26 protein-coding genes and 1 pseudogene are annotated in these 25,084 nt (G+C 63.2%); 10 read left to right on the top strand and 17 right to left on the bottom strand.

Features of this window, described 5'->3' with window-relative positions:
- Positions 1–28: 28 nt before the first annotated feature.
- Positions 29–1,447 carry an aminotransferase-like domain-containing protein gene (locus AC3WVQ_RS08040; RefSeq protein ID WP_060600737.1) on the bottom strand — a complete coding sequence of 473 codons (1,419 nt, stop codon included), beginning with the start codon at positions 1,445–1,447 and terminating at the stop codon, positions 29–31.
- Positions 1,448–1,577: 130 nt separating this feature from the next.
- Here AC3WVQ_RS08040 and AC3WVQ_RS08035 point away from each other — a divergent pair, with 130 nt between their 5' ends.
- Positions 1,578–1,784, top strand: coding sequence for a DUF1127 domain-containing protein (locus AC3WVQ_RS08035; RefSeq protein ID WP_034794438.1), 207 nt, complete (start codon positions 1,578–1,580; stop codon positions 1,782–1,784).
- A 94-nt stretch (positions 1,785–1,878) separates the two neighbouring features.
- On the opposite strand, the gene AC3WVQ_RS08030 is transcribed toward AC3WVQ_RS08035, so the two are convergent.
- The 4 genes from AC3WVQ_RS08030 to purC all read right to left on the bottom strand — a co-directional run bounded on the left by AC3WVQ_RS08030 (position 1,879) and on the right by purC (position 4,205).
- Entirely contained in the window at positions 1,879–2,286 is a 408-nt protein-coding gene (locus AC3WVQ_RS08030) for a hypothetical protein (protein ID WP_090293853.1), read from the bottom strand.
- 54 nt (positions 2,287–2,340) lie between these two features.
- Complete coding sequence (purQ, locus tag AC3WVQ_RS08025; RefSeq protein WP_060600734.1) at positions 2,341–3,012, bottom strand: phosphoribosylformylglycinamidine synthase subunit PurQ; 672 nt, start codon at positions 3,010–3,012, stop codon at positions 2,341–2,343.
- A gap of 168 nt (positions 3,013–3,180) precedes the next feature.
- Positions 3,181–3,423: a phosphoribosylformylglycinamidine synthase subunit PurS gene (gene purS, locus AC3WVQ_RS08020; RefSeq protein ID WP_034794427.1), complete on the bottom strand. Its 243-nt coding sequence runs from the start codon at positions 3,421–3,423 to the stop codon at positions 3,181–3,183.
- Positions 3,424–3,440: 17 nt separating this feature from the next.
- On the bottom strand, positions 3,441–4,205 hold the full coding sequence (gene purC / locus AC3WVQ_RS08015) for a phosphoribosylaminoimidazolesuccinocarboxamide synthase (RefSeq protein WP_034794646.1): 765 nt from the start codon (positions 4,203–4,205) through the stop codon (positions 3,441–3,443).
- A gap of 332 nt (positions 4,206–4,537) precedes the next feature.
- Here purC and AC3WVQ_RS08010 point away from each other — a divergent pair, with 332 nt between their 5' ends.
- Positions 4,538–4,852, top strand: coding sequence for a DUF1476 domain-containing protein (locus AC3WVQ_RS08010; RefSeq protein WP_034794424.1), 315 nt, complete (start codon positions 4,538–4,540; stop codon positions 4,850–4,852).
- A gap of 59 nt (positions 4,853–4,911) precedes the next feature.
- On the opposite strand, the gene AC3WVQ_RS08005 is transcribed toward AC3WVQ_RS08010, so the two are convergent.
- Positions 4,912–7,434 carry a sensor domain-containing protein gene (locus AC3WVQ_RS08005; RefSeq protein ID WP_090293851.1) on the bottom strand — a complete coding sequence of 841 codons (2,523 nt, stop codon included), beginning with the start codon at positions 7,432–7,434 and terminating at the stop codon, positions 4,912–4,914.
- 178 nt (positions 7,435–7,612) lie between these two features.
- Positions 7,613–8,167, bottom strand: coding sequence for an RBBP9/YdeN family alpha/beta hydrolase (locus AC3WVQ_RS08000; protein ID WP_034794640.1), 555 nt, complete (start codon positions 8,165–8,167; stop codon positions 7,613–7,615).
- A 260-nt stretch (positions 8,168–8,427) separates the two neighbouring features.
- On the opposite strand from AC3WVQ_RS08000, the gene AC3WVQ_RS07995 reads away from it, so the two are divergent.
- On the top strand, positions 8,428–9,243 hold the full coding sequence (locus tag AC3WVQ_RS07995) for a DUF2189 domain-containing protein (RefSeq protein ID WP_034794419.1): 816 nt from the start codon (positions 8,428–8,430) through the stop codon (positions 9,241–9,243).
- Positions 9,244–9,341: 98 nt separating this feature from the next.
- Here AC3WVQ_RS07995 and AC3WVQ_RS07990 read toward each other — a convergent pair whose 3' ends face one another.
- The 7 genes from AC3WVQ_RS07990 to AC3WVQ_RS07960 form a co-directional block, all read right to left on the bottom strand.
- Complete coding sequence (locus AC3WVQ_RS07990; RefSeq protein ID WP_034794416.1) at positions 9,342–9,647, bottom strand: PilZ domain-containing protein; 306 nt, start codon at positions 9,645–9,647, stop codon at positions 9,342–9,344.
- A gap of 154 nt (positions 9,648–9,801) precedes the next feature.
- Complete coding sequence (gene purB, locus AC3WVQ_RS07985) at positions 9,802–11,103, bottom strand: adenylosuccinate lyase (RefSeq protein WP_060585098.1); 1,302 nt, start codon at positions 11,101–11,103, stop codon at positions 9,802–9,804.
- A gap of 63 nt (positions 11,104–11,166) precedes the next feature.
- Complete coding sequence (locus tag AC3WVQ_RS07980; RefSeq protein WP_110819181.1) at positions 11,167–11,727, bottom strand: hypothetical protein; 561 nt, start codon at positions 11,725–11,727, stop codon at positions 11,167–11,169.
- Complete coding sequence (locus AC3WVQ_RS07975) at positions 11,724–12,467, bottom strand: DUF2259 domain-containing protein (protein WP_090293847.1); 744 nt, start codon at positions 12,465–12,467, stop codon at positions 11,724–11,726. Before AC3WVQ_RS07975 ends, AC3WVQ_RS07980 begins: the two co-directional genes overlap by 4 nt.
- Positions 12,464–13,141, bottom strand: coding sequence for a ribulose-phosphate 3-epimerase (rpe, locus tag AC3WVQ_RS07970; RefSeq protein WP_034794395.1), 678 nt, complete (start codon positions 13,139–13,141; stop codon positions 12,464–12,466). Before rpe ends, AC3WVQ_RS07975 begins: the two co-directional genes overlap by 4 nt.
- 76 nt (positions 13,142–13,217) lie before the next feature.
- Positions 13,218–14,225 carry a P1 family peptidase gene (locus AC3WVQ_RS07965; RefSeq protein ID WP_181432606.1) on the bottom strand — a complete coding sequence of 336 codons (1,008 nt, stop codon included), beginning with the start codon at positions 14,223–14,225 and terminating at the stop codon, positions 13,218–13,220.
- Positions 14,222–15,313, bottom strand: a complete 1,092-nt coding sequence (locus AC3WVQ_RS07960) for a branched-chain amino acid ABC transporter substrate-binding protein (protein WP_060520750.1) — start codon at positions 15,311–15,313, stop codon at positions 14,222–14,224. Before AC3WVQ_RS07960 ends, AC3WVQ_RS07965 begins: the two co-directional genes overlap by 4 nt.
- Positions 15,314–15,574: 261 nt before the next feature.
- Here AC3WVQ_RS07960 and AC3WVQ_RS07955 point away from each other — a divergent pair.
- The 7 genes and pseudogenes from AC3WVQ_RS07955 to AC3WVQ_RS07925 all read left to right on the top strand — a co-directional run bounded on the left by AC3WVQ_RS07955 (position 15,575) and on the right by AC3WVQ_RS07925 (position 21,418).
- Positions 15,575–16,101: pseudogene (locus AC3WVQ_RS07955) on the top strand (flavin reductase family protein).
- Positions 16,102–16,225: 124 nt separating this feature from the next.
- Entirely contained in the window at positions 16,226–17,155 is a 930-nt protein-coding gene (locus AC3WVQ_RS07950; protein WP_060520752.1) for an AAA family ATPase, read from the top strand.
- On the top strand, positions 17,155–18,450 hold the full coding sequence (locus tag AC3WVQ_RS07945) for a vWA domain-containing protein (protein WP_090293846.1): 1,296 nt from the start codon (positions 17,155–17,157) through the stop codon (positions 18,448–18,450). Before AC3WVQ_RS07950 ends, AC3WVQ_RS07945 begins: the two co-directional genes overlap by 1 nt.
- A complete protein-coding gene (locus tag AC3WVQ_RS07940; RefSeq protein ID WP_034794382.1) occupies positions 18,447–18,779 on the top strand; it encodes an XdhC family protein in 333 nt (110 codons plus the stop codon). Before AC3WVQ_RS07945 ends, AC3WVQ_RS07940 begins: the two co-directional genes overlap by 4 nt.
- Before the next feature lie 2 nt (positions 18,780–18,781).
- Positions 18,782–19,483: an XdhC family protein gene (locus AC3WVQ_RS07935; RefSeq protein WP_090293844.1), complete on the top strand. Its 702-nt coding sequence runs from the start codon at positions 18,782–18,784 to the stop codon at positions 19,481–19,483.
- Complete coding sequence (locus tag AC3WVQ_RS07930; RefSeq protein WP_492382688.1) at positions 19,480–21,108, top strand: NTP transferase domain-containing protein; 1,629 nt, start codon at positions 19,480–19,482, stop codon at positions 21,106–21,108. The genes AC3WVQ_RS07935 and AC3WVQ_RS07930 overlap by 4 nt, the downstream gene beginning before the upstream one ends.
- Positions 21,101–21,418 carry a TfoX/Sxy family protein gene (locus AC3WVQ_RS07925; protein WP_034794374.1) on the top strand — a complete coding sequence of 106 codons (318 nt, stop codon included), beginning with the start codon at positions 21,101–21,103 and terminating at the stop codon, positions 21,416–21,418. Before AC3WVQ_RS07930 ends, AC3WVQ_RS07925 begins: the two co-directional genes overlap by 8 nt.
- 187 nt (positions 21,419–21,605) lie before the next feature.
- Here the strand turns inward: AC3WVQ_RS07925 and AC3WVQ_RS07920 are convergent, their stop codons facing one another.
- The 3 genes from AC3WVQ_RS07920 to AC3WVQ_RS07910 form a co-directional block, all read right to left on the bottom strand.
- Complete coding sequence (locus tag AC3WVQ_RS07920; RefSeq protein WP_090293841.1) at positions 21,606–22,037, bottom strand: NUDIX domain-containing protein; 432 nt, start codon at positions 22,035–22,037, stop codon at positions 21,606–21,608.
- A gap of 9 nt (positions 22,038–22,046) precedes the next feature.
- On the bottom strand, positions 22,047–23,555 hold the full coding sequence (locus tag AC3WVQ_RS07915) for a DEAD/DEAH box helicase (RefSeq protein ID WP_034794369.1): 1,509 nt from the start codon (positions 23,553–23,555) through the stop codon (positions 22,047–22,049).
- A 185-nt stretch (positions 23,556–23,740) separates the two neighbouring features.
- Positions 23,741–25,075 (bottom strand): M23 family metallopeptidase, encoded by a 1,335-nt coding sequence (locus tag AC3WVQ_RS07910; RefSeq protein WP_244546684.1) that lies wholly within the window; start codon positions 25,073–25,075, stop codon positions 23,741–23,743.
- Positions 25,076–25,084: the final 9 nt, after the last annotated feature.

Raw genomic sequence — 25,084 nt, 5'->3', positions numbered from 1 at the left:
GCGAAAGTCACCCCGTCGATTTCGATCGTCACTCGAAACTGTCGTAGCCGGCTCGGCCGCTGTCGAGCAGCCGCTTCAGCGTCTGGAATCCGGCTCTCACCTCGGCGCGCTGCGGTGGCGAGGAAAAGCCGATGCGGATCCGATGGAAGACGCGATCGGTACGGCCGGCCTTGAACTCGTCCTCGTCGTCGACGAGCACGCCTTCCTGAAGAGCCGCCTGCTTGAAGGTTCCTGACAGCCAGGGGTCAGGCAACTTCATCCAGAGGAACGGAATGCAGGGATGGGACGCGAACTCGATACCCTCAAAGACCTCGCGCGCCATTGCTTCGCGGGCGCGAACCTCCTCGATGCCCTGGCTGCGCAAGGCTGCAGCCGAGCCGGAGAGCACCAGCCGGGCGCAGAGTTCCGCCAGGATGAACGGCAGGCCGCCGCTGACCATCTTGTGGGCGATGCGGATGCGCTGGCCGAAATGCGGAGGGCAGGCGACCCAGCCACCGCGAACGCCTGCGGCAACCGACTTCGAAAGACCGCCGACGAGGAAGGTGCGTTCGGGCGCAAGCTCGGCGAGCAGCGGCGTTTGATCGCCGGTCATGGCGCCGTAAAGATCATCCTCCACCAGCCAGACGCCGTATTTGCGGGCGATATCGGCGATCGCCTGGCGGCGGGCGAGCGGCATGACGGCCACTGTCGGGTTCTGCGCGCTCGGCATCAGGAAGGCGAGCTTCGGATGCTGCTGCGCGCAGACGCGCTCGAAGTCGTCGGGGATCATGCCGAAGGCGTCGGATTCGACCAGCGTCGTGCGGCGACCAATCAGGCCGGCGCTGCGGCTGACCTGCGAATAGGTGAGCGTCTCGAAGGCGATGCGGTCGCCTGGGGCGGTCACCGCCGCGATCACGGCCACGACGGCCGCATGCGCGCCGAGCGTCGGCACGATGTTTTCGGGCTTAGGACGAAACCCTCCGCGCGCCAGCCATTGGCAGCCTGCCTCGAACCAATGATCCGGGAAGTTCCGCGCGTAGCTGGCAATATCGGCGTGATGCTCGTGACTGATTTCGCTCAACACTTCGCTCAACACCGTTCCCTGGCCGATATCCGGCGCGGCGGTGCTGTCGAACCTGAGCTTGCCAACGGGCGCGACCAGGGGCCGGGTGCCGGCAAGGGACGTCGTCAGCGGGTCCGACTGCTCCGGCGGCCGGCTTTCCGGATGGTCGAGCACATAGGTGCCGCGCCCGACTTCGCCGCTCACAAGCCCGCGCTCGCGGACAATATTGTAGGCGCGCCCGATCGTGCCGATTGTCACCCCGATATCGTAGGCGAGGTTGCGTTGCGGTGGCAATTTGGCGCCGACGGGCAAGGCCCCGTTGCCAATTGCCAGTTCGATTTGATCGGCGATCCGTGCGTAGAGCGGACCGTGACCCTGCTGAATGTCGGGGAGCCAATTTGTCATAGTGACAATTCTTTAGATTACAGCGGAAAATATGTCAATTATCACCAAGACAACGATAGCAATCGCTGCATTGGGGTTGTCAATGAGTACAATGGATACAATTTGTTTGTCCCGCTTGGAAGCGACGTCCGTGGGCTGCACCGGCACATTACTGGGCGGCGACTATTCGGACGAACGCGAGGGTCTGCTGAAGCGGCTTTGGACCCGCTATTGCGAGCTGGCGGCGAAGCGACGCGGCCGGTTGGCGCTCGAGGAGATGAGCGAGTGGCAGCTCAAGGATATCGGCGTTTCGGAAAAGGACGCGCGTCAGGAATCGACTGTCCCGTTCTGGCGTTAACGGATCGGATCGGAACGACTGTCCGAAATGCAAAAGGGCCGGCAACCTTGAGGTCAACCGGCCCTTTAATCAATTCGACAAGTTCAGCTTGGGGCTATTTGCAGCCCTGTCCGCCAGCGGCCCAGCGCTTGATGTCTGCGGCCATGCGCGTTCCCGTCGGCTCGCTCATCAGCGGCCCGAAGGCCTGCAGGCGGGCCGGATTGCCCTCGGCCTGAACGACGGCGAGGGGGCGTGCCTCCGGCGACTTGCGCGGCACGATCAAGATGCGCGGACGGCCGGAGAAGGAATTGAGCTCGGGCGCCAGGCGATAAGACTTGAATTCCGCATCGCCCGACTTGAACCAGCAGCTGTTGGCGCCGAGCGCCACGCGCTCCATGGTCGGCAGCGCCGCCGTGTTCGGGCTCGGGGCCGGCGGCTTCGGCGATTGGCACGAGGCCAGAAGCGTTAGGCCGAAGGCCGTGCAGGCAAGGCCGGTCAGGCGTGCAGGGGCAAATGAAGGCATCGACGGTCTCGTTCGCAAATGGGGATGGGTCGGATGCCTTCTACAGCCGGATGGTTAAGCGGCGATTACTTCGAGCGCAGACGCGAAGAGGCCGCGGCCGTCGGAACCGCCATGGGCGGCTTCGATCAGGTTTTCCGGATGCGGCATCATGCCGAGAACGTTGCCCGCAGCGTTCATGACGCCGGCGATATCATTCATCGAACCGTTCGGATTGGTGCCTTCGGCGTAACGGAAGACCACCTGGCCATTGCCTTCGATCGTCTTCAGCGTCTCGGCATCGGCAAAGTAGTTGCCGTCGTGATGGGCGACCGGCGAACGGATGACCTGGCCCTTGGAATAGGCGCGGGTAAAGTCGGTGTCGGCGTTGACAACTTCGAGCTTGATCTCGCGGCAGACGAATTTCAGCGAGGCATTGCGCATCAGCGCGCCGGGCAGGAGGCCGGCCTCGACGAGGATCTGGAAGCCGTTGCAGACGCCGAGAACCTTCACGCCCTTTTCCGCCTTGGCCTTGATCGCCTGCATGACCGGCATGCGCGCAGCGATCGCGCCGCAGCGAAGGTAGTCGCCATAGGAGAAACCGCCGGGAATGACGATCAGGTCGACATCCGGAATATCGGTCTCGGTCTGCCAGACGGTGACAGGCGCCTTGCCGGAGATCTTGGTGAGGGCCGCGATCATGTCGCGGTCGCGGTTGAGGCCCGGAAGCTGGACGACGGCTGACTTCATATCTCTGTCTCCGATACGGCGAGATCAATCTTGATGGCGCGCTCCGAAGAGCTGGCATCTGCTGCGACTATGGCAGCGGCGTTCCCGATGGAACCAGCGGCTGCTCCGGCATTTCGTAACGTCTGGTTCCGCGCCCGAAGACGCGGAACGATTCCGTCGCCTGCAGGATCAGGCGAAGGAGATGCTGTAGTTCTCGATCACCGTGTTGGCGAGCAGCTTTTCGCACATGGCCTTGAGGTCTTCCTCGGCCTTGGCCTTGTCTGCGGATTCGATCTGCAGGTCGAAGACCTTGCCCTGGCGAACCTGGCCGATGCCGTCGAAGCCGAGTGCGCCGAGCGCACCTTCGATTGCCTTGCCCTGCGGATCGAGAACGCCGTTCTTCAGCGTCACGGTTACACGTGCCTTGATCACTTTGATTTTCCCCGAAGTTACTTCACGAGAACCGGACCGGTGCCGCGCACGGGTTCGTTCTCATTCATGATGCCGAGACGGCGGGCGACTTCCTGGTAGGCCTCGACGAGGCCGCCGAGGTCGCGGCGGAAACGATCCTTGTCGAGCTTCTCGCGCGTCTCGATGTCCCAGAGACGGCAGCTGTCCGGCGAGATCTCGTCGGCAAGCACGATGCGCATCATGTCGCCTTCGAACAGCCGGCCGCACTCGATCTTGAAATCGACGAGCTGGATGCCGACGCCGAGGAACAAGCCCGAGAGGAAGTCGTTGATGCGGATGGCGAGCGCCATGATGTCGTCGAGTTCCTGCGGGCTTGCCCAGCCGAACGCGGTGATGTGCTCTTCGGAGACCATCGGGTCTTCGAGCGCATCGGCCTTGTAGTAGAACTCGATGATCGAGCGGGGAAGGACCGTGCCTTCCTCGATGCCGAGACGCTTGGCCAGCGAGCCGGCGGCGACGTTGCGCACGACGATCTCAAGCGGGATGATCTCGACTTCCTTGATCAACTGCTCGCGCATGTTGAGGCGGCGGATGAAGTGCGTGGGGATGCCGATCTTGTTGAGGTGCGTGAATATGTACTCGGAAATCCGGTTGTTCAGCACACCCTTGCCGTCAATGACGTCGTGCTTTTTCTTGTTGAAGGCGGTCGCGTCGTCCTTGAAGAACTGGATGAGCGTGCCCGGCTCTGGACCCTCATAGAGGATCTTGGCCTTGCCCTCGTAGATACGGCGGCGACGATTCATGGATTTTGTCTCTGTAGTTGTTGGCGCTCTCGGGACGCGCGTGGAACATCTCTCGGGGTCCATAGCCGAAAAGAACCGATTTCACAATCGGCGTATCTGCCCGTTCCCCTGATTTGCATGGGGCGCCGCGCGCCTTCTCAAAGTGCGCCAAAGTTGCTGCCGCCTCACGAAGCGGCGATGTCCTGATCCTTGATCAAATGCGATCTGAGGAACCGCACAAAGGGTAACATGAAAGTCATCAAACCGGAAAAGTTCACATTGCAGTTTGACCCGCGTTTTGATTTATGGCGATAAACTGATTTCAGACATGGAATTCTCAGGGAGATTGATTGATGACGTCGATGCAGGATCGCGAAAAGGCCTTCGAAGCAAAGTTTGCGATGGACGAAGAGCTTAGGTTCAAGGCTGAAGCGCGTCGCAACAAGCTGCTCGGTCTGTGGGCCGCCGGCCTGCTCGGCAAGGCCGACGCCGACGCCTATGCCAGCGAAGTGGTGGCTGCCGATTTCGAAGAAGCCGGCCATGAAGACGTCGTTCGCAAGATCAAGGCGGATTTCGACGCGGCAGGCGTTGCCCAGACCGAAGAGCAGATCCGCGTGCGGATGCTCGAACTGCTCGGCGAAGCCGTCCAGCAGCTCCAGAGCAAGTAAGCCGAAAGGCTGTTGCCGCATTCATTGAAGCGCCGCCCGTCCATCTGGCCGGGCGGTTTTTATTTGTCCGGACCGCCGAACACCGGCTTCCAGCCGCGACGCAAACGCTGCTCCAGCTCCAGCCGATCCATCGGCCGCGCAAGCGCATAGCCCTGCAGCACGTCGCAGCCGAGGTCCCGCAGCATCGCCGCGTGCTCCCAGGTCTCCACGCCTTCGCCGACGACAGCGATGTTGAGCGAGTGGCCGATGTCGACGATCGCCCGCACCAGCTTTGCCTGCTTGGCACCTTCGGTCATCGGTCCAACGAGCGCCCGGTCGATCTTGAGCCGGGCCGGATTGAGGTTGAGCAGGCCGATGATCGAGGCATGCCCGGTGCCGAAATCGTCAATCTCGATTTCGATGCCGAGGTCGCCGAGAGCTGAAATGGTCCCGGCGATTTCGTCTTCCGGGTCATCGAGGAAGATGGACTCGAGCAGCTCGAAGGAAAGGATGCCCGGCGGGATCCGCATGTCGCGCAGATCGGCGATCAATCCTGGGTCGCGCAGCCGCGGCGACGACATGTTGACCGAGATCTTGGGAACGCCGAGCCCTTCGTTTTGCCAGGACTGAAAGTCGCGATAGGCGAGCTCGACCACCTTCCTGTCGATCGCCGGCAGGACGTTGATCTCTTCGGCCACCTTCAGGAAATGGAAGGGGGTGAGGATGCCACGCTCCGGGTGGTTCCACCGCACCAACGCCTCGACGCCGGATATCTCCAGCGAGCGCGCATGGAACTGCGGCTGGTAATAGACGGTGAACTGCCCTTCCTCGATCGCCTGGCGAATATCGTCGCCGATGCGCTTGGCGTTGAGGATCTGGGTTTGAATGAGCTCGGAGAACACTTCGACGCGATCGCGCCCGACGCTCTTTGCCCGATAGAGGGCGATGTCGGCATTCATCAGCAGCTGTTTGGCGTCGATGTCTTCGCCCCCCTTGAAGGCGATGCCGATGCTTGCGCCCAGGCGGCAGAGCTGACCGTCATAGGGAATGGGGCGGCGGAAGGCATGGACGATGCGCTCGGCAAGCTCGGTCAGCTGCGGCAGGTCGCGGTCCCGGCGGCAGAGGATGACGAACTCGTCGCCGCCGATGCGGGCGATAAAATCGTCGTGGCGGGCGTGGGCACGCAGGATCGCGGCCGCATGCGTCAACATCGCGTCTCCGGCCTGGTGTCCGAGCGTATCGTTGATCTGCTTGAAGCGGTCGAGATCGATATGCAAGATCGCGTTGACGGCGACATTCTCCGTCAGCATCTGATCCAGGTAGCGACGGTTGGGCAAGTCGGTCAGGTAATCGTGCAGCGCGTTGTACTCGATCCTGATCCGCGCCTGCTCGAGTTCACGGTTGCGCGCTTCGGCCGAGGCTTTCGCCTGGCGCAGTTCTTCCTGCAGCGCGATGTCCTCGGTAACGTCCCAGTTGGCGCCGATGAGCTTGCGCGTTCCGAGATGATCGACATAGGTCGCGGCATTGGAGCGGATGTGGCGGACGGAACCGTCCGGGCGCACGATACGGAAAGCATTGCTGTAGGGTTTACCCGAGGCGATGCCTTCGTTGGTTCTGAGGACCACGGCATCGCGATCGTCGGGGTGAAGGGAGTTTTCCCAGGTCTCAGAGCTTGGTGCGCCATCGGCGGGGTCGAGACCATAAATCTCGAACATGCGCTCGTCCCAGTCGTCGCGCAGTGCATCGAGATTGAAGTCAAACACGCCGATCTTCGAGACGCCGAGCGCCAGCCTCAGTCGGCGGGAGACCTCCTCGAGCCGGGCCTCTGCCTCCTTGCGGGCGGTGATGTCGGTATCCGTCCCGATGATGCGGCTCGGCCTGCCATCCGGCCAGTAGGCAACCGAGGCGCCGCGGCTTTCGATCCAGATCCAGTGACCGTCGGCGTGACGCTCTCGATACTCGAAAGTGTTGAAGATCGCCTCGCCGGAATCCTGCCGCTCGATCGCGGCGCGCACATGCGCATGATCGTCGGGGTGAACGTTCTGGATCCAGTTTTCAAGGGTACCATCCACCTGGGCGTCTTCGGACAACCCACGAAGCCGCCTCCAGGTGGCCGAGTAAAACAGGTCTCCGGTTTCGAAGTCGTGATCCCAGACACCCTCAAGCGCGCCGTCGAGGGCATATTTCCAGCGGGTCTCGTCGTTGCGCAATCCGGCGATCTCGTTGACGAAGTCATCGGCCGGCAACATCAGAAGCAGCGAGGCGGCTTCATCCGCGAACCGTACCGGCGAACAGGCAACGAGCATCGGCACGGAGCTGTCGGGACCAAGGAAATGGATCGTCTCGGCGACCGTCGATGTGGCGCGCGGCGGCACGCGCGACCGGTCCTCTTCCGCCACGAAGTCATTCAGAAAGGCGTGTCGCAATTGTACAAGCGTGCGGCCGAACACTTCTCCGGCAAGGACGTTAGCGGCCAGGATCCGTCCGTGCGCATCGACAATGACGGCGCCTGCCGGCAACCGTTCCAGGTTGGCCTGCGTCAGAGCATCCGGATGCGCCGGTGCGCCTTGCGCACCTTTGGTGAGACGTTCGTTTACGGCCACTTCCCATGTCCAGTATCTGCGGCCGAGCAACCAAGCGGAACGATCCGGTCAATGCCGGCGCAGATCAAGGTTCGACAGCGCTCGTCACCATCATGATACGAGTCGCGTCGTGCCGGCGATGATGACCGCGGACAATGAACGTCGGATTAATAAGGCGTCGACAGGTTGATCGGGCGCGTCAGGGTTTAAGCCGGCTCAAGAACTGGGCGAACACCATCGTTCCCTCCGGCCACGGCCCGTGGCCGGACTCGGTGTTGATGTGGCCGGACTCTCCGGCATCGACGAGCAGCGAACCCCAGGCGTTGGCGATGTCGTCCGCATGCTCGTAGGAACCGAACGGATCGTTGCGGCTGGCGACCATCAGCGACGGGAAGGGAAGCGGATCGCGCGGGTAGGGACCGAAGGTCATCAGATGCTTCGGACGGATCGCCGGATTGGCAACATCCGGAGGTGCCACCAGGAAGGCGCCGGCGATCGGCTTGGTGAAATGGGGCAGCGCGTGCACGGCGGTTGCGACGCCAAGCGAATGGGCGACGATGACCACAGGCTTTTCCGCCGCATTGACCTCTTCGATCATGCGCGCCACCCAATCCTCGCGGACAGGCTTTGCCCACTCCGCCTGCTCGACGCGGCGTGCGGTCGACATCTTGCGCTCCCAGCGGGTCTGCCAGTGCTCCGGTCCGGAGTTGGTGTAGCCTGGAACGATGAGGATATGAGCGTCGGATACTTTCATGGTGGCCGCGATGTGGCGCTGAAAGGCGCGGAAGTCAAGACCTTCAGCATTACCCGTGCGTCAGGGCCTCGAAGCCACCCATGGGAGCCTGCCCGACGAGCCCGATGTTCGCGTTCCAATAGGCCGCTTAACGTTGCGAGAGGCGGCAGGCGACAGCGGTCGCATTTTCTGTATAATCGAAGGGACGGTCGCGGATGGTGCGGCTTGGTTCGTCGCATCTTTGTTCCGTGGCCGCTCTGGTTCGTTGAGGAGTGTGAGCCATGACAACATTCCATGTCCTGTCGGGAGCGGACGCGAGTGTCGCCCATCCCGGAATAAAAAAGATTGGCGTCGCGGATGTATTCGACGCCTTACGCTTGGGCTTTGACGATTTTCGCGAGAAACCATCGCACTACGTCTTTCTTTGCCTGATCTACCCGATCGCCGGTGTCGTTCTGATCACCTGGAGCGCTGGCGCCAACATGCTGCCGCTGCTTTATCCTCTTGTCTCCGGCTTCGCTCTGATCGGCCCAGTCGCTGCGATCGGGCTTTATGAAATCAGCCGACGGCGAGAACTCGGCATGGACTACTCCTGGCCGCACGCCCTTCGCCTGCACCGCTCTCCGGCGCTGCCGTCGATCATGGCCGTCGCCGCCATGCTGTTCGTTGTCTTCATCATCTGGCTGCTCGTCGCCCAGGCGCTCTATGTGCAGATCTTCGGGGCGGAACCGCCGGATTCGATTGCAGCCTTCTGGAACGGTATCATCGGCACTGACCAGGGCTGGAACCTGATCCTCGTCGGCAACGCTGTCGGCTTCGTCTTCGCCGTCATCGTTCTGGCGACATCCGTCGTGTCGTTTCCGTTGCTGATCGATCGGGACGTCGGCGCCGTGTCGGCGGTCGAGACTTCCATTCGCGCAACGCTCGTCAACCCGGTGCCCGTCGCCGTCTGGGGCTTCATTATCGCCGCCGGCCTGGTCATCGGCTCGATCCCAGTCTTCGTCGGCCTCGCCGTCATCATGCCGATCTTCGGACACGCCACCTGGCACCTTTATCGCAAAATGGTGGAGCCCGGTCCGCGCGCGCGTTCACACTGATCGCCGACAGCCGAAGGCGCGAATGTAACCGCTCATAAAAAAAGCGCCGCACGTCGATCGACCTGCGGCGCTTGTGGCGTGTTGCCGAAAATCTCGGCCTAGCGAAAATGCTTGTAGTAAGATGAGATCTGCGCCGCGGTGTTGGACGACAGGTTGAGCTTGATGCCGATCTTGTCGCCGCGATACCAGCGCACCATGCCGGTCAGGAAGCCGAGTTCCTCGCTTCTGATCGTCACTTCCTGTCCCGTCTTGGCGCCAATGTCGAAGAGCAGCTGAAAGCAGATGCCCTCGGCAGAAAGGTCCTTGACGATGCCGCTGCTGGAGCCGGACTTGACGGTCACCGTACCTGTAATTTTCGTTTGCGTGCGCTGCGTCGCCCGCTCGACACTGTCCTTGTAGGCCATGTGATCCTCAGAACCTGGATTGACAGGCCCTGAGCTTTGCACGCAATGCGTGAATTTCCTGCTAACGCAAATGCCCGCATTTGAGCGATGTGCTCCAAATGCGGGCATGGCAACAAAAACCAAAGGCCTACGGCCGTCCGCTCAGCGCAGAACCTCAGCCGAAGACGCGCTTGAAGATCGTGTCGACGTGCTTGGTGTGATAGCCGAGATCGAACTTTTCGCGGATATCTTCTTCAGAAAGGGCCGCACGGACTTCCGCGTCGGCGAGCAGTTCTTCGAGGAAGTCCTTGCCCTGTTCCCAGACCTTCATGGCGTTGCGCTGCACGAGGCGGTAGGCGTCCTCACGCGACACGCCGGCCTGCGTCAGCGCCAGCAGCACGCGCTGCGAATGCACGAGCCCACGGAACTTGTTCATGTTGTTGATCATGTTCTCGGGGTAGACGAGCAGCTTGTCGATAACGCTGGTCAGACGAGCGAGCGCGAAGTCGAGCGTCACCGTTGCATCCGGGCCGATCATGCGCTCGACCGAGGAGTGCGAAATGTCGCGCTCATGCCAAAGCGCAACGTTTTCCATGGCCGGGATCGAGAAGGCGCGAACCATACGGGCGAGACCCGTGAGGTTTTCGGTCAGAACCGGGTTCCGCTTGTGCGGCATCGCCGACGAGCCCTTCTGGCCCGGCGAGAAATACTCCTCCGCTTCGAGCACTTCGGTGCGCTGCAGGTGACGGACTTCCGTCGCCAGGCGCTCGATCGACGAGGCAATGACGCCGAGGGTGGCGAAGTACATGGCATGGCGGTCGCGCGGGATGACCTGGGTCGAAACCGGTTCCGGCTTCAGCCCGAGCGCCTCGGCTACGTGTTCTTCAACGCGCGGGTCGATGTTGGCGAAAGTGCCGACGGCGCCGGAGATCGCGCAGGTGGCGACTTCTTCGCGTGCGGCCAGCAGGCGCTGCTTGCAGCGGTCGAACTCGGCATAGGCGAGCGCCAGCTTGACGCCGAAGGTGGTCGGCTCGGCATGGATGCCATGCGAACGGCCGATCGTCACAGTATCCTTGTGTTCAAAAGCGCGGCGTTTCAGCGCTTCGAGCAGCTTGTCGAGGTCGGCCAGCAGCAGGTCGGTCGCGCGGACCAACTGCACGTTGAAGCAGGTATCCAGAACGTCGGACGAGGTCATGCCCTGGTGGATGAAGCGGCTGTCCGGGCCGACGAATTCGGCGAGATGCGTCAGGAAGGCAATGACGTCATGCTTGGTGACGGCCTCGATCTCGTCGATGCGGGCGACGTCGAAAGTGGCAGCGCCGCCTTTTTCCCAGATCGTGCGCGCAGCATCCTTCGGGATCACGCCGATTTCGGCAAGCGCATCGCAGGCGTGGGCCTCGATCTCGAACCAGATGCGGAATTTCGTTTCCGGCGACCAGATGGCCACCATTTCCGGTCGGGAGTAACGGGGGATCATGGGCTTAAGCTTTCGTCGTCAGTGGAGGGATGGTCGTGCCTCTAGCAAAGATAGCCGCGAAGCTCAACGCCGTTGCGCACGGCGATCGCTTGCCAGCCACAGGCAGACGGCGAGCAGTATAACACCGCCGATCGGCAAATAGAGGCGAAGGCCCATGACGAGAAACTGGTAAAAGGCGATCAGCGTCGTAAAGGCGAACTGGAAGAGCCAGGTCGTGGTTCCGATCGGGGCGTGCCACTGCGCATAGAACTCGCGGTAGTCGAGGGCAAAGAGCAATGCCGTCATCCCGATCGTGCCGAGCGAAAGGAAGAAGAGATAGGCCGCGAAACGCGTTTCTACTCCGCGTCCGATCGCCGCGAAGCGGGCGAGAAACAGCGCCGGCGGCCAGGCGAGCAAAGCGCCGGCCCCGAAGACCCAAAGAAGTTCGGCCAGATGAAAGGTCACGTCCCGTTCCCGCAGCCACAGCGCAAACCACGCCGATAGCGTCATCGACGCGCTCCACAAGGGTGCGCCAAGGAGCAGCAACGGAACGCTCGGCACGGACCGGGCAAGGCGGGTCCGCTTCCGGGCACCGACCGCCGCAGGCCCTGCTTTCGCTTCGACGCTGGCGGCCGCTTCGTTCATTTCGCGATCCGCGTCGGGACCGCGATCCAGCGCCCGTCCGTCGTGCCTTCAAAGCCGAGCGACTTCACAAGCACCATGATCACATGGGTTTCCGAACCGTCGTCGTTGCGGTGGGTGATGGCGCCGCCGACCTGGTAGCCGGTGGGGCAACGGCGGCTTTCCGGTATGCGGCTGTCGTCCTGAAGCGCGTCGCTTGCCGGTGCGCCCGCCTTCATCGTCATCGACAGACGGAAACCCTTGGCTTCCTTCAGGAAGTCTTTGCAGATGCCGTCCGGCTCGAAGGTCTTTTCCTCGAGCGTTACCGTATAGGTCTCGCGGAACGCTTCATCGGCTGCAAAGGCATCGTAGGTCAGCGAGTGCGGCTTGGCGTTGGCTTCCGTGATCGGGTTGAAGGCTGCGAGCAACCCGGGCGCATCGGCCAGGCGATAGGCATCGATCAGGGGCGCAGCCCGACGGCGGGCTTCATGGCGCGCCTTCGACAGCGGGCTGCCATCTTCGCGACTGACAGCGCGCACCGGTGCACCCGGCAGGAAGCTGTCATTGCGCGTGTCGATCACATAGATGGTCGAATAGGGAAAGCCGGAGCCGTCCTGAACGCCATATTCCTCGAAGGCAAAGACATTGCCATCGGCGGAAAAGCCGATCGGCTGCAGCGCGGCATAGTCGCCAGCAAGCGCCGGCGACGCAGTGGCGGCCGCGGCCAGGCAACAAAGGCCGGAAATTGCCGCGCGTGTCGTCATCGATAAGCCTTCTCGGCCGGCGCACGGATCGCTTCGATCGCCGAGCGATAGGCCTCGACCGAACCGCCCTTGAAGATCGCCGAGCCGGCAACGAGAACATTGGCGCCGGCGCCGGTGGCAATGGCTGCCGTTTCAGGCGCAATGCCGCCGTCGACTTCGATCTCGATCGGTCGATCGCCGATCATCGCCTTGATGCGACGGATCTTTTCCGCGGTGGCGTCGATGAACTTCTGCCCACCGAAGCCCGGATTGACGGTCATGACGAGGATCAGGTCAAGCTGATCGAGCACGTATTCGATCGCGCTTTCTGGCGTTGCCGGATTGAGCGACACGCCGGCCTTCTTGCCGAGCGAACGGACCGTCTGCAGCGAGCGGTGCAGGTGCGGACCGGCTTCCGCGTGAACCGTCAGGATATCGCAGCCGGCCTTGGCGAAGGCTTCGAGGAACGGGTCGGCCGGCGAAATCATCAGGTGGCAGTCGAACGTCGCATCGGTGTAGCGGCGCAGAGACTTGATGACATCCGGGCCGAAAGTGATGTTCGGCACGAAATGACCGTCCATGACATCGAGATGGATCCAGTCCGCGCCGGCATCGACGACATCGCGAACCTCCTGGCCGAGCTTGGAGAAATCGGCCGCCAGGATCGACGGGGCAATGCGGATAGGGTGGGTCATGGCGCACTCCAGCGTGTTTTCCGCGGGAATAGCACCGCCGAGCCCCGCAAACAACATGCCTGCGATCAAAGCTGCGTCAGCTACGCTCTGACCAACAGGGCATGAGATCGTTTTCCGCCGGCGTTGCGTCGTGGACGCCGCGGGCGATCGCGCGCGCCATGGTCGAGGCTGCAACGGCGCCGAGATCGATGAAATCCTCTGTTGTCGGCGTCTTGCCGCTGGCGCCGGTCGCAAGCGCGAAGATCAGATCGCCGTCGAGCGGCGTGTGCGCCGGCCAGAGCCCGCGGGCGAAGCCGTCATGGGCGGCAATCGCCAGGCGCTTGGCTTCGGCCTTCGTCAGCACCGCATCCGTCGCAATGACCGCGATCGTTGTATTGGCCACGGCGGCCTGGCGGTCGCGGAACTTGATGCGGATGTCGGCCGCATCGGCCGGCATCGGGTGGGGCAGGCCAAGTCCGCCGAACTCGCTCTCCAGTTCGAAGGGCGCAGACCAGAAATGCCCGGTGTCGCCGACGGTGGCGGATCCGAGCGCATTGACGGCGACGAGGGCGCCGATGGTGAAACCGTTCGGCAGAACCGTGGATGCCGAACCGAGACCGCCCTTCAGGCTCGCGGTCAGCGCGCCTGTGCCGGCGCCTGCCGAACCGGTCGAAAATGTCGCGCCGGCCCGCCCGACGGCCTCGAAGCCGAGTTCGCGATAGGGCGGGAAGCGGCCCCAATCCTTGTCGCCACCGTTGATGAGGTCGAAGAGGATCGCCGTCGGTACGATCGGTATCCGGTGTGGGCCGACGGCGAAGCCGCGACCCATTTTCCTGAGCGCCGCCTGAGCACCGGACGCCGCATCGAGCCCGAAGGCCGAACCGCCGGAAAGAACGAGCGCATCGACCGTCTGTACCGTATTGTGCGGATCGAGCAGGTCGGTCTCCCGGGTTCCCGGCGCACCGCCCAGGACCTGGACCGCAGCCGTCGCCGGCGGGTCGCAGACGATCGCGGTGACGCCGGATTTCAGGCGATGGTCCTCGGCGTTGCCGACCGTCAGACCTTTGACATCGGTGATCAGGTTCAGCGGTCCGGGACGCATCATGGGGCGGCTCCTTCAGCGGCCGCGGGCGCGAAATGGCCGCCTTGCCACTGCATCAAACGGTAGGGATTGTCGGCGCGCTCGTGCCCAGCGTTGAAGGCGGTGAGGCCGAGAACGGTCGGGTAGGGCCCCTTGCCGGCGATCGCTTCGATCAGCGACTTGTCGTCCTGTGCTGCCCGGTCCTTGGCTTCCTCCAGCAAAGCCATCACGGCGAAAGCCGGCATCACATAGCCTTCCGGCTCGATGCCGGCGGCGCGCATTTCGTCGGCAAAGGGCTTGCCCTCCGGCGACTGCGCCGCATCCGGCAGCGTTACCGCAAGCACGCCATCGGCAAGCGGGACAGTGAGATCGGCCGCGTTCAAGGCATCGCCGCCAAGCAAGGTAAGGCTCGCGCCTTCGCCAAGGGCATCGCGGGCGATCACGGCGGTATCCTGCCGGTCGCCGCCGGTGAAGACGTGGGTTGCACCACTTTTCACCAGGCGCCGCACGAGGTTGATCTGCTGCTCCTGCGCCGGCCGGTAGGTGTCGCTGAAGACCGGCGTCATGCCGATTTCGGCGAGTGCTGCGCGCACGGCCTCGACCAGTTCCCGGCTGTGGATCGTGCCATCGTCGACGAGCGCGATGGGCTTGTCCTTCCAGCGGTTGACGATGGCATCGACGATCGCCGTGGCCTCGGCATTGCCGCTCGGTGCGAGGCGGAAGAGCGGCCATTTGTTCTTGAGCGCGTCTTCCATCAGGATATCGGAGCGCACGCTGAGCGTGATCGCCGGCAAGCCCGCCTCGGTCAGTGCCGGAAGCGCCGCATCCAGGCTTTCGGTGCAGAGAAAGCCGACTGCGGCCTCGGCACCTGCGGCAAGCAGCGCTTTGGTCAGTGCCTCGCTGCCGGCGGTATCGCAGGTCTCGGGAATGACGACGATCTCGCTGCCGCGATCACCGGCCTTGAAGCCGGCGCCGTCGACAATCTGCTTGCCGAGCGGCGCGAACGGACCTTCCACAGGCGCCACGACCGCCACCTTGATGCCGGCCGCCAAAGCCGGCGTTGCCTGTACCAGTCCGGCAAGGATAAGGCTGCTGACAATGGATCGACGCATTCACTTACTCCGCCGCCGCAAGCTTTCCCGACCGAACCGATCCGGGGCAAAGTCCTACGGCGAGCCACCACAGCTTCCTGTTCCGTTGCCGCTCGCGTCAGACGCGAGGCACGGTCGTTGCCGCATGTTTTAAGGATGTGCCTCCCGGCGTCAAAGGAAAAGATGCCGCTCCTGGCGAAGAAGGTTCAATCTGCGTCAAGGCCACGTCGCAGATGTGCAAGATTCTCCCTCCGGCGGGTTTCATATTTTCCGCCAGCGTCTATGTATGTGCCTGACATCGCCCGGAGAAAGATGTGTTGGAGAAGACCCGGCTGGACCCTATCAGTTATCGCGACGCGATGAGCCGCCTGGCCGGTCACGTGCAGATCATCACCGCCGCTGACGGCAGCGAGCGGCGCGGCGTCACTGTGACTGCGGCCTGCTCGGTTTCCGATAGCCCGCCGACGGTTCTCGTCTGCCTGAACGGCGCCAATCCGCGCAACGATATCTTCACGCGCAGCGACAGCTTTGCACTCAACCTGCTCGGCGACGAGCACCGGGCGCTTGCCCATGGCTTCTCCGGCCGCGACCAGCTCGACATGGATCTGCGTTTTGCGCTCGGACAGTGGACGCGGCTTACAACCGGTGCGCCAATCCTCGTCAATGCCACCGCCGCTTTCGATTGCCGTCTTGTCGAGGTGAAGACGATCGCCACGCATCTGGTGCTATTTGGCGAGGTTGTCGACGTCGCGATCGGGCCGTCCCGCCCGCCGCTCATTTATGTGGACCGCGGATACCACTCGCTATAAGTTTTTACTCAGCGGTCGACTGCTCATCGCAACATGAGAAGATCGCTCTAAGTCGTTGAGTTGGCCGGTGGATTTTGCCCCCTTCCAGCATCCAGCGATCGATTCGGGCCGTGGTGGAGGAGACATGGCGACACAGGCGGCAACGGGCCTGCCACAGTCCATCGAAGAGACGATGGCACTGCTGGAGGCACATGATTATCTCGCCGGCACGGCGCTGGCGACGGTGCTGTTTCTTGCACTCCGGATGAAGCGCCCGCTTTTTCTTGAGGGCGAAGCCGGCGTCGGCAAGACGGAGATCGCCAAGGTTCTGGCCAAGGCGCTCGACCGGCCGTTGATCCGGCTGCAATGCTACGAAGGTCTCGACGTCGCCTCGGCGGTCTACGAGTGGAACTATCCGGCGCAGATGCTCGAAATCCGCCTGTCGGAAGCATCCGGCAAGGTCGACCGCAAGCGGGTCGAAAGCGACATCTTCTCCGAACGTTTCCTGATCCGCCGCCCGGTTCTGCAGGCCATTTCCTCCAATTCGGGACGTGCGCCCGTTTTCCTGATCGACGAGCTCGACCGGACAGATGAAGCCTTCGAGGCGTTCCTGCTGGAAGTTTTGTCCGATTTCCAGGTGACAATTCCGGAACTTGGTACGATCCGGGCGGACGAACCGCCTGTTGTCATCATCACCACCAATCGCACCCGCGAGATCCATGACGCACTGAAGCGCCGCTGCCTCTATCATTGGGTCGATTATCCCAAGGCGGCGCAGGAACTGGAGATCATTCGCCGCAAGGTTCCCGGCTGCAATGCCACCTTGTCACGGGAAGTCATCGCCTATGTGCAGCGGCTGCGCACGATCGACCTCTTCAAGAACCCGGGCGTTGCCGAAACCATCGACTGGGCAACGGCGCTGACGGAACTCGACCGGCTGGCGCTCGATCCAGAGACGATCGCCGACACGCTTGGCACCCTACTCAAATACCAGGACGACATCGCCAGGATAGAGGGGGCAGAGGGGCGAAAGCTGCTCTCCGAGGTCAAGGCGGAATTGCTGGCGGCAAGCTGATGACGGAGGCGCGGGAACAGCACAGGGACGATGTTCCCCCGCCATCCGCGCCAGGCGACGGACGGCTTGCCGACAATATTGTCTTCTTCGCGCGCGCGCTCCGGCGCGCCGGCATCAAGATCGGGCCAGGCGCCATCGCCGACGCCATCGATGCGGTGGCGCTGATCGGGATCGGTGGACGGGACGCGTTCTACGCCGCGCTGCAATGCGTCTTCGTCAAACGTCACGAGGACCAGCCGGTCTTCGACGAGGCGTTTCGCTTGTTCTGGCGGTCGCGCGGTCTCGTCGAAAAAATGATCGCGATGATGTCGCCGCTGGCGCCGGAACGCGAGAGCGAACGGGAGCAGCGCCGGGCAGGCGAGACCCGCGTCAGCGACGCGCTGCTTTCTGGCCACGAGGCCGATCGACCGCCGCGCGACGAGCCGCAGATCGAAGTCGATGCACGTTTCACGGTCTCCGGTCGCGAGCTTTTGCGCCGGGCCGACTTCGCGCAGATGAGCGCTGCCGAGCTTGCCGAGGCCAAGCGCGCGCTTTCGGCATTGACGCTACCGATGGACCGCGTCGTCACGCGCCGCTTCCGCCCCTCGAAGCGTCAGATCCGCATCGACCCGCGCGCCACCATGCGCGACGCCATGCGCTTTGGCGGCGAACTGATCCTTCCGAGGTTTCGGGAGCGGCGCGTCGTTCATCCGCCGCTTGTCGTGCTCGCCGACATCTCCGGCTCGATGAGCCGGTACACCCGCATCTTTCTACACTTTCTGCATGCGCTGACCGAGGAACGGCGGCGCGTTCATACCTTCCTCTTCGGAACGCGGCTGACCAATGTCTCGCGCCAATTGCGCAATCGTGATCCCGATGCGGCGATCGACGACTGCGTCGCTGCGGTCAAGGACTGGTCCGGCGGCACGCGCATCGGCGAGACCTTGCATGAGTTCAACCGGCGCTGGTCGCGGCGCGTGCTCGGGCAGGGCGCGATCGTGCTTCTGATCACCGACGGTCTGGAGCGCGATGACGTCGCCGATCTCGAAATCGAAATCGACCGCCTGCACCGATCCTGTCGGCGGCTGATCTGGCTGAACCCGCTGCTGCGCTTCGACGGCTTCGAGGCGCGGGCGCGCGGTGTGCGGGCGATGCTGCCGCATGTTGACGAATTCCGGGCCGTGCACAATCTTGAATCAATTGGCGAACTGGTGAAGGCGCTGTCCGGGCAGCGCTCCCGCCAGGCGGACCCGCGGCGGTTCCTTGATCCTGGCCGGGCCACGGTGACCGGCGCGCATGGGAGGTGGCAGGCATGAGGCAGGCAGTCAATGTTCTCGATCCGCTCGACATCGCCGAAGCCTGGCTGAAGGAAGGGCGCCGGGTGGCGATCGCAACGGTGATCGAGACCTGGGGCTCGGCGCCACGGCCGGTCGGCAGCCATCTGGTGATCGATAGTGAGGGCAATTTTCAGGGCTCTGTTTCGGGAGGATGCGTCGAGGGCGCGGTCATCACCGAAGCGGCCGACGTGATCGCCTCTGGCACCTCGCGCGTTCTCGACTTCGGCGTCGCGGACGAGACCGCCTGGCGCGTCGGGCTTTCCTGCGGCGGCCGGATCCGGGTCCTCGTGGAACGGGTTAACGGCTGACAATGGAACGGGCGATCCTGGAAACACTCAATCTTGCGCGCGCGGCCCGCCGCGCCGCCGTCACCGCCAGCGATCTTACCGGTGGTGTCCGCGTCTACCTCGAAGGCGACGACTGTCCAGAACCCTGGCGCGAAGCCGTTGCCCGTGCCTTGCGGTCCGGCCGAGCCGGGATCGTCGAAACCGGGCAGGGCTCCTTCTTCCTCAATGTCTACCTGCCGCCGCCGCGCATCCTCGTCATCGGCGCGGTGCATATTTCACAGGCCCTGGCGCAGCTTGCGCCCGTTGCCGGCTTCGACATGACCATCATCGATCCGCGTACGGCCTTTGCCACGCCGGAACGTTTTGCCGGCGTCGACCTCATCGCCGATTGGCCGGAGGACGCCCTGAAACTCAGACCGCTCGACCGCTTCACGGCACTTGCAGCCGTGACGCATGACCCGAAGATCGACGACGAACCGATCCGGGCGGCACTGTCGGCCGGTTGTTTCTATGTCGGTGCGCTCGGCAGCCGCAAGACACATGCCACACGGATCGAAAGACTGCGGCATGCGGGTGTCGCCGATGCTGACATGGCCCGCATCCGTGCGCCGATCGGTTTCGATATCGGCGCGGCAAGTCCTGCCGAAATCGCGGTTGCGATCCTCGCCGAAATCATCGAGGCGCTGCGACGGCGGGACGTTGCTTCCGCAGGGAGTGGAGTATGAGGTTCGGCCCGATCAAGGTCGCAGAAGCAGAGGGCGCGATGCTCGCGCATGCGGTGAAGGTCGGTGATGCCAGGCTGCCGAAGGGGCACCGGGTCACAGCCGCCGACATCGTCGCTTTGACCGCTTCAGGCGTCGTGGAGGTGGTGGCCGCCCGCCTTGATGCCGGCGACCTCCCGGAAGACGAGGCAGCCACGCGCATTGCCGCTTCCATAGCCCCCGATCATCTCCGGTTTTCGCGGGCAGCGACCGGCCGCGTCAACGTCTATTCCGAGGTCGCAGGCCTCTTCGTTGCGAGCCGCGAAATTGTCGATCGCTTGAACCGCCTAGATCCCTCCATCACCTTCGCCTGTCTCGACGACCATATGCCGGTGCAGCCCGGCGATATGGTCGCAACGATCAAGATCATCCCGCTTGCGGTCGCCGGCGCCTTCGTCGAGCAGGCGGAGAGGCTTCTGCGCGACCATCGCGCCTTCGAGGTCAAGCCGTTTGCGCCGCGTCGCGCGGCCTTGATAGCAACGGAGTTGCCGAACCGCAAATCCCAGGTCATGGACAAGACCCATGCCATCCTCGCGGCGCGGCTGCGACAGGCCGGAAGCGAACTCTTCACCGAACGGCGCGTCGCGCATAGCGAAGACGCCGTGGGGGCGGCGATCGCCGAAATGCGATCAACGCACGACCTGCTGATCGTCTTCGGCGCTTCGGCGGTCGCCGATCCCGAAGACGTCATTCCGGCGGCGATCCGGCGGGCCGGCGGCGTGGTCGATCATGTGGGAATGCCTGTTGACCCCGGTAATCTTCTCGTTCTCGGCCGCGTCGGCGAAACGCCGGTCATCGGTGCACCCGGCTGCGCCCGCAGCCCGCGCGAGAATGGTTTCGACTGGATCCTCGACCGGATCCTCGCCGGCGAGTGGCCGAGCTTCGACGATATTACCGGCCTTGGCGTCGGCGGCTTGTTGAGTGAGATCCCGACCCGGCCGCAGCCACGCGAACATGCAACGGAGTTGTCATCCGGCTCGGTTTCAGTCGTCGTTCTGGCCGCTGGCCGGGCCAGCCGTATGGGCGCTGACGGCGGGCACAAACTTCTCGCAACTTTCGATGGCGTGCCGCTCGTGCGCCGCAGCGTCGAAGCCGCGTTTAAGGCCGCTCCGGGCAAGGTCAGCGTCGTGACCGGCCACCGCGAGGCCGATATCCGCCACGCGCTGCAAGGGCTGCCGGTGACGTTCGTTTCCAACCCCGACTACATTTCGGGCATGGCCTCTTCGCTGACGGCCGGGCTTTCGGCAGTCGGGGCGCGGGCGCCGGGCATGCTGGTGATGCTTGCAGACATGCCCGGGATAACCGGCGACGATCTGTGCCGGCTCATCGAACGTTTCGTCGCCGAAGGTGGCCGCTCCATCATCCGCGCGACCGCAGGCGGACAGCGCGGCAATCCGGTGATCCTGCCGCGACAGACATTTTCGGCGATCAAGCAACTGGTCGGAGACGTTGGTGCAAGGCACATTATCGAAAAGAGCGGGCTGCCGGTCATCGATGTCGAACTCGGCGCGGCGGCGCGCCTCGATCTCGACACGCCGGAACAGATCGTCGCCGCCGGCGGTATCTTGGAGGAACAGACGCGTGGATAATGCCGCAATCGAAGACATGTTCGCGGTCCTCGGGCCGGTGACCATCAAGCGGATGTTCGGCGGCAAGGGCATTTATTGCCAGGGTGTGATCTTCGCCCTTGAGGTCGATGGCGAAATTCTGCTGAAGGGCGACGAGCAAACAGCGCCGGCGCTGGAGGCGGCCGGTTCGCGGCAATGGGCCTATGACGGCAAGGGCAAGCCGGTGAAGATGCCCTATTGGAGCATTCCGGACGACGCATTCGATGATCCGGACGAGATGGCGCGGTGGGTGCGGCTTGCCTATGAGGCGGCGCTACGCTCCAGGAAGTAGGCCGTCCAGCCTATGCGCGGCAGCTGCGCCTCAGATGAAAATATTGACACGATCACCACGTTTCCCATCGGCGCGCCCAAGTGACATCGGCCGGATCCGTTGGTGCCCGCGGAACGCCGCCGACAGCGGCACCAGCAATGCACAGAACGAGGGACGTACGAAGAACACCGGCCCCGGTGGGCGGCTGCTATGCGGCGACGCCCTGTTCATGCCTGCGCAAGGCATCGGCGGCATCGGCGGTAAAGCGGGATAGCGGTTGGGGCAGGGCGTCGAGGCTAAACCAGCCGAATTCGGAAAGCTTGTCCGGTTCGGTGAGTTGAGGTTCACCTGAGCAATCCCGGGTCACATAGATCATAGAGATCCAGTGCTGGCGGTCAGCGTCGATCACCTGTTCGCTGAGGCAGAGGAATTCGGTCGAGCCAATCTTGAGGCCGGATTCTTCTTCGGCCTCGCGGCAGGCCGCAGCCTGCGAACGCTCCATGTGATCGACCTTGCCGCCGACGATGTTCCAATGCCCGGCCTCAGGCGCATTGACGCGCCTGTAGAGCAGAATCTTGCCATCGCGCACGATGACAAGTCCGCAGCCGAAGCCCGGAAAATCGATGCCCGGCTGGCCCATCCTTTCGGATCAGGCCTTGCCGGCAATCAGCATGAAGGCAGGGATTTCGTCGCCGAAGCCGACGGGCGTCGGGCCGTCGTCATAGTCGCGGCGGTGACGGTTGCGGCGGTCGCGATTGTCGTCGTTGGCAGGGTTCGATGCACGCACCGGACGATCGCCACGGTTGTTCTGTGCCTGCTTGTTCTCTGCGCTGCGTGCCGGTTTCACCGATTCCGCCCTTTCCACGACTGTTTCAATTTCGGCCTCACTATCGGCGCGCACGGTATCGGATTTATGATCGGAACGGGCCTTGGAGCCGCGATCCCCATCTTTTTTCCGGTCCTTGCGGCCATCACGACCGCGTTCACGGCGGCCGGTATCGTGGCTTTCCATCGGCTCAGGCAGATTGGAAAGGTCGCCGTTCAGCCATTCGACCTTCTGGCCGATCAGCTTTTCGATGGCGTCGGAGAATTTCGTGTCGCGCTTGGTCACCAGCGTGAAGGACGCGCCCGAGCGGCCGGCACGGCCGGTACGGCCGATGCGGTGGACGTAGTCTTCCGCATGGATCGGAACGTCGAAGTTGAAGACGTGGCTGACATCAGGGATATCGAGGCCGCGGGCCGCAACGTCGGAGGCGACGAGCAGCTTGATGTTGCCGTCCTTGAAGTTGGCCAGCATCGTCATGCGCGACCGCTGGTCCATGTCGCCATGGAGCGCACCGACGGAGAAGCCGTGGCGGTCGAGCGAACGGAAGAGGTCGGCGACATCCTTCTTGCGATTGCAGAAGATGATCGCGTTCTTCAGTTCGTCCTGGGCGCGAATCAGATCACGCAGTACCGCGCGCTTCTCGTAATCCTTGGCATGCGCTGCAACGAAGCGCTGCGTCACCGTCTGAGCCGTGGAAGCCGGGCGGGCGACTTCGACGCGCTCCGGGTTCTGCAGGAAGCGGTCGGCAAGCTTCTGGATTTCCGGCGGCATCGTCGCCGAGAAGAACAACGTCTGGCGCGTGAACGGGATCAGCTTGGCGATGCGCTCGATATCGGGAATGAAGCCCATGTCGAGCATACGGTCGGCCTCGTCGATGACCAGGATTTCCACGCCGCTCATCAGCAGCTTGCCGCGCTCGAAGTGGTCGAGCAGGCGGCCGGGCGTGCAGATCAGCACATCAGCGCCACGCTCAAGCTTGCGGTCCTGCTCGTCGAAGGACACGCCGCCGATCAGAAGCGCGATGTTGAGTTTGTGGTTCTTGCCGTACTTGTCGAAGTTCTCTGCGACCTGTGCGGCGAGTTCGCGCGTCGGCTCCAGAATGAGCGTACGCGGCATGCGCGCGCGGGCGCGGCCCTTTTCGAGCAGCGTCAGCATCGGCAGCACGAACGAAGCGGTCTTGCCCGTGCCCGTCTGGGCGATGCCCAGAATATCACGACGCTGCAGCGCCGGCGGGATAGCGCCTGTCTGGATCGGGGTCGGGATTGTGTAGCCCGCATCGGTGACAGCGGAGAGAACTTTTTGGCTCAGGCCAAGGTCAGCAAAATTGGTCAAAGGGAAATCTGTTTCCGTTCCGGTTCAATAGAACACTGATCGATCGATGGAAAACGCACGAGCACGTGGCCGCGCTCTTAAGCTGAACGCCGCCGAAAGTCAAGAAATCCAGCACGTTGAAGCAGTAAAAGGTAAATAGTGGCGAATCTGTCGCATTTCTTGTCAAGCGGAACCGCGCGGTAGCGTCAGTTCATATAGCTTGCAAGGTTGGTGCTCGCATCCAGAAACCGCATGGGATCCACGGCATTGCCGTTCAGCCGGATTTCATAGTGCAGGTGCGGTCCGGTGGAGCGCCCGGTGTTGCCGGACTTGGCAATGACTTCGCCAGCCTTCACCCGGTCGCCGGCTTTCACCAGCACGGTGGAAAGGTGGGCGTAGCGCGTCGCGACACCATTGCCATGGTCGATCTCGACCATGTTTCCATAGCCGCCCGTCAACCCTGCATTGGTCACCGTTCCAGGCGCTGCCGAGCGGATGCGCGTGCCGACCGTTGCGCGAAAGTCGATGCCGGCATGCAGCGCCAGACGCCCGAGAAACGGATCAAGCCGGTTGCCGAAATCGCTGGTGATGTCGCTGGCCGGCGAGGGGTTGCCGAAGGGCAGCTTGCGGACCTCGGCGCGCGTGCGGTCGAGCTCCAGGAGTGCGGTATCGAGCGCGGCAAGCGAACGGCCAAAATCGTCATCGTTCACAGGCTCGACGAAGGGACCGCCGATCGCCGTCTCGGCGGAGCCGGATATGTCGTTGGCCGGAATCAACTCGGCGACATCGTCAACGGGCAGGTCGACACCGGTGCGCCCGACGATCGAGCGAATCGCATCCGACGTCTTCGCCGCACCGTCCGTCAGTCGCTGGACCCGTGTCATCTGCTCGCGCTCGACATCCTTCAGCGAGAGCGTCACTTTTGAGAAAATCCGGTCGGCGCGGTCGGAACTTGATTCGCCGGCATCGGGTGCTGCATAGGCGAGGGCGGGGACAGCCGCAGCACTGACCGGCGCAACGGTCAGTCCCATCAGCTTCTCAATCGCCTTGACACTGCCGCTGCTGCTCGCATCGGCGCGTTTTTCATAGGCAAGCGGCTCGACGGCCGCAGGCGCATCGGTTGCGGTCGTGACGCCGGAATTTTCGGCCCTTTCGACCAGGGCGCCGAGCTTTCCGTTGCGCGAGGTCAGCGCCATCTGCTGGCGCAGCAGCTTCTCGACCTTTTCCTCGACCACTTGCTGGTCGAGCAGTTGCCGGCTGGTGACCCGATCGACCTGCGCCCGCAGCGCGGTGATCCGATCTTCGTATTCATGCTGCATGCGGGCCTGGCGGGCAATCGTGCCGCCGATCAGGTCGTCGCGCAAAACCAGATAGGAAGTGGCCGCGAGATAGCCGATGCTGCAGACGCCTGCAAAGGAGACAGCGATCGCCGCCATCCACGGGCGCACGGTCATGTGCCGGACCTTGTCGCCGCTGGCCAGGATCAGGACGTGATTCTGCTTGCGTTTTCCAAAGGTACGATTTGCCTGATGTCCAGACACCCGTTCTCT

Source organism: Ensifer sp. EB106-05-01-XG146, from assembly GCF_058791875.1.
This window is presented reverse-complemented; position numbering and strand designations above follow the sequence as displayed.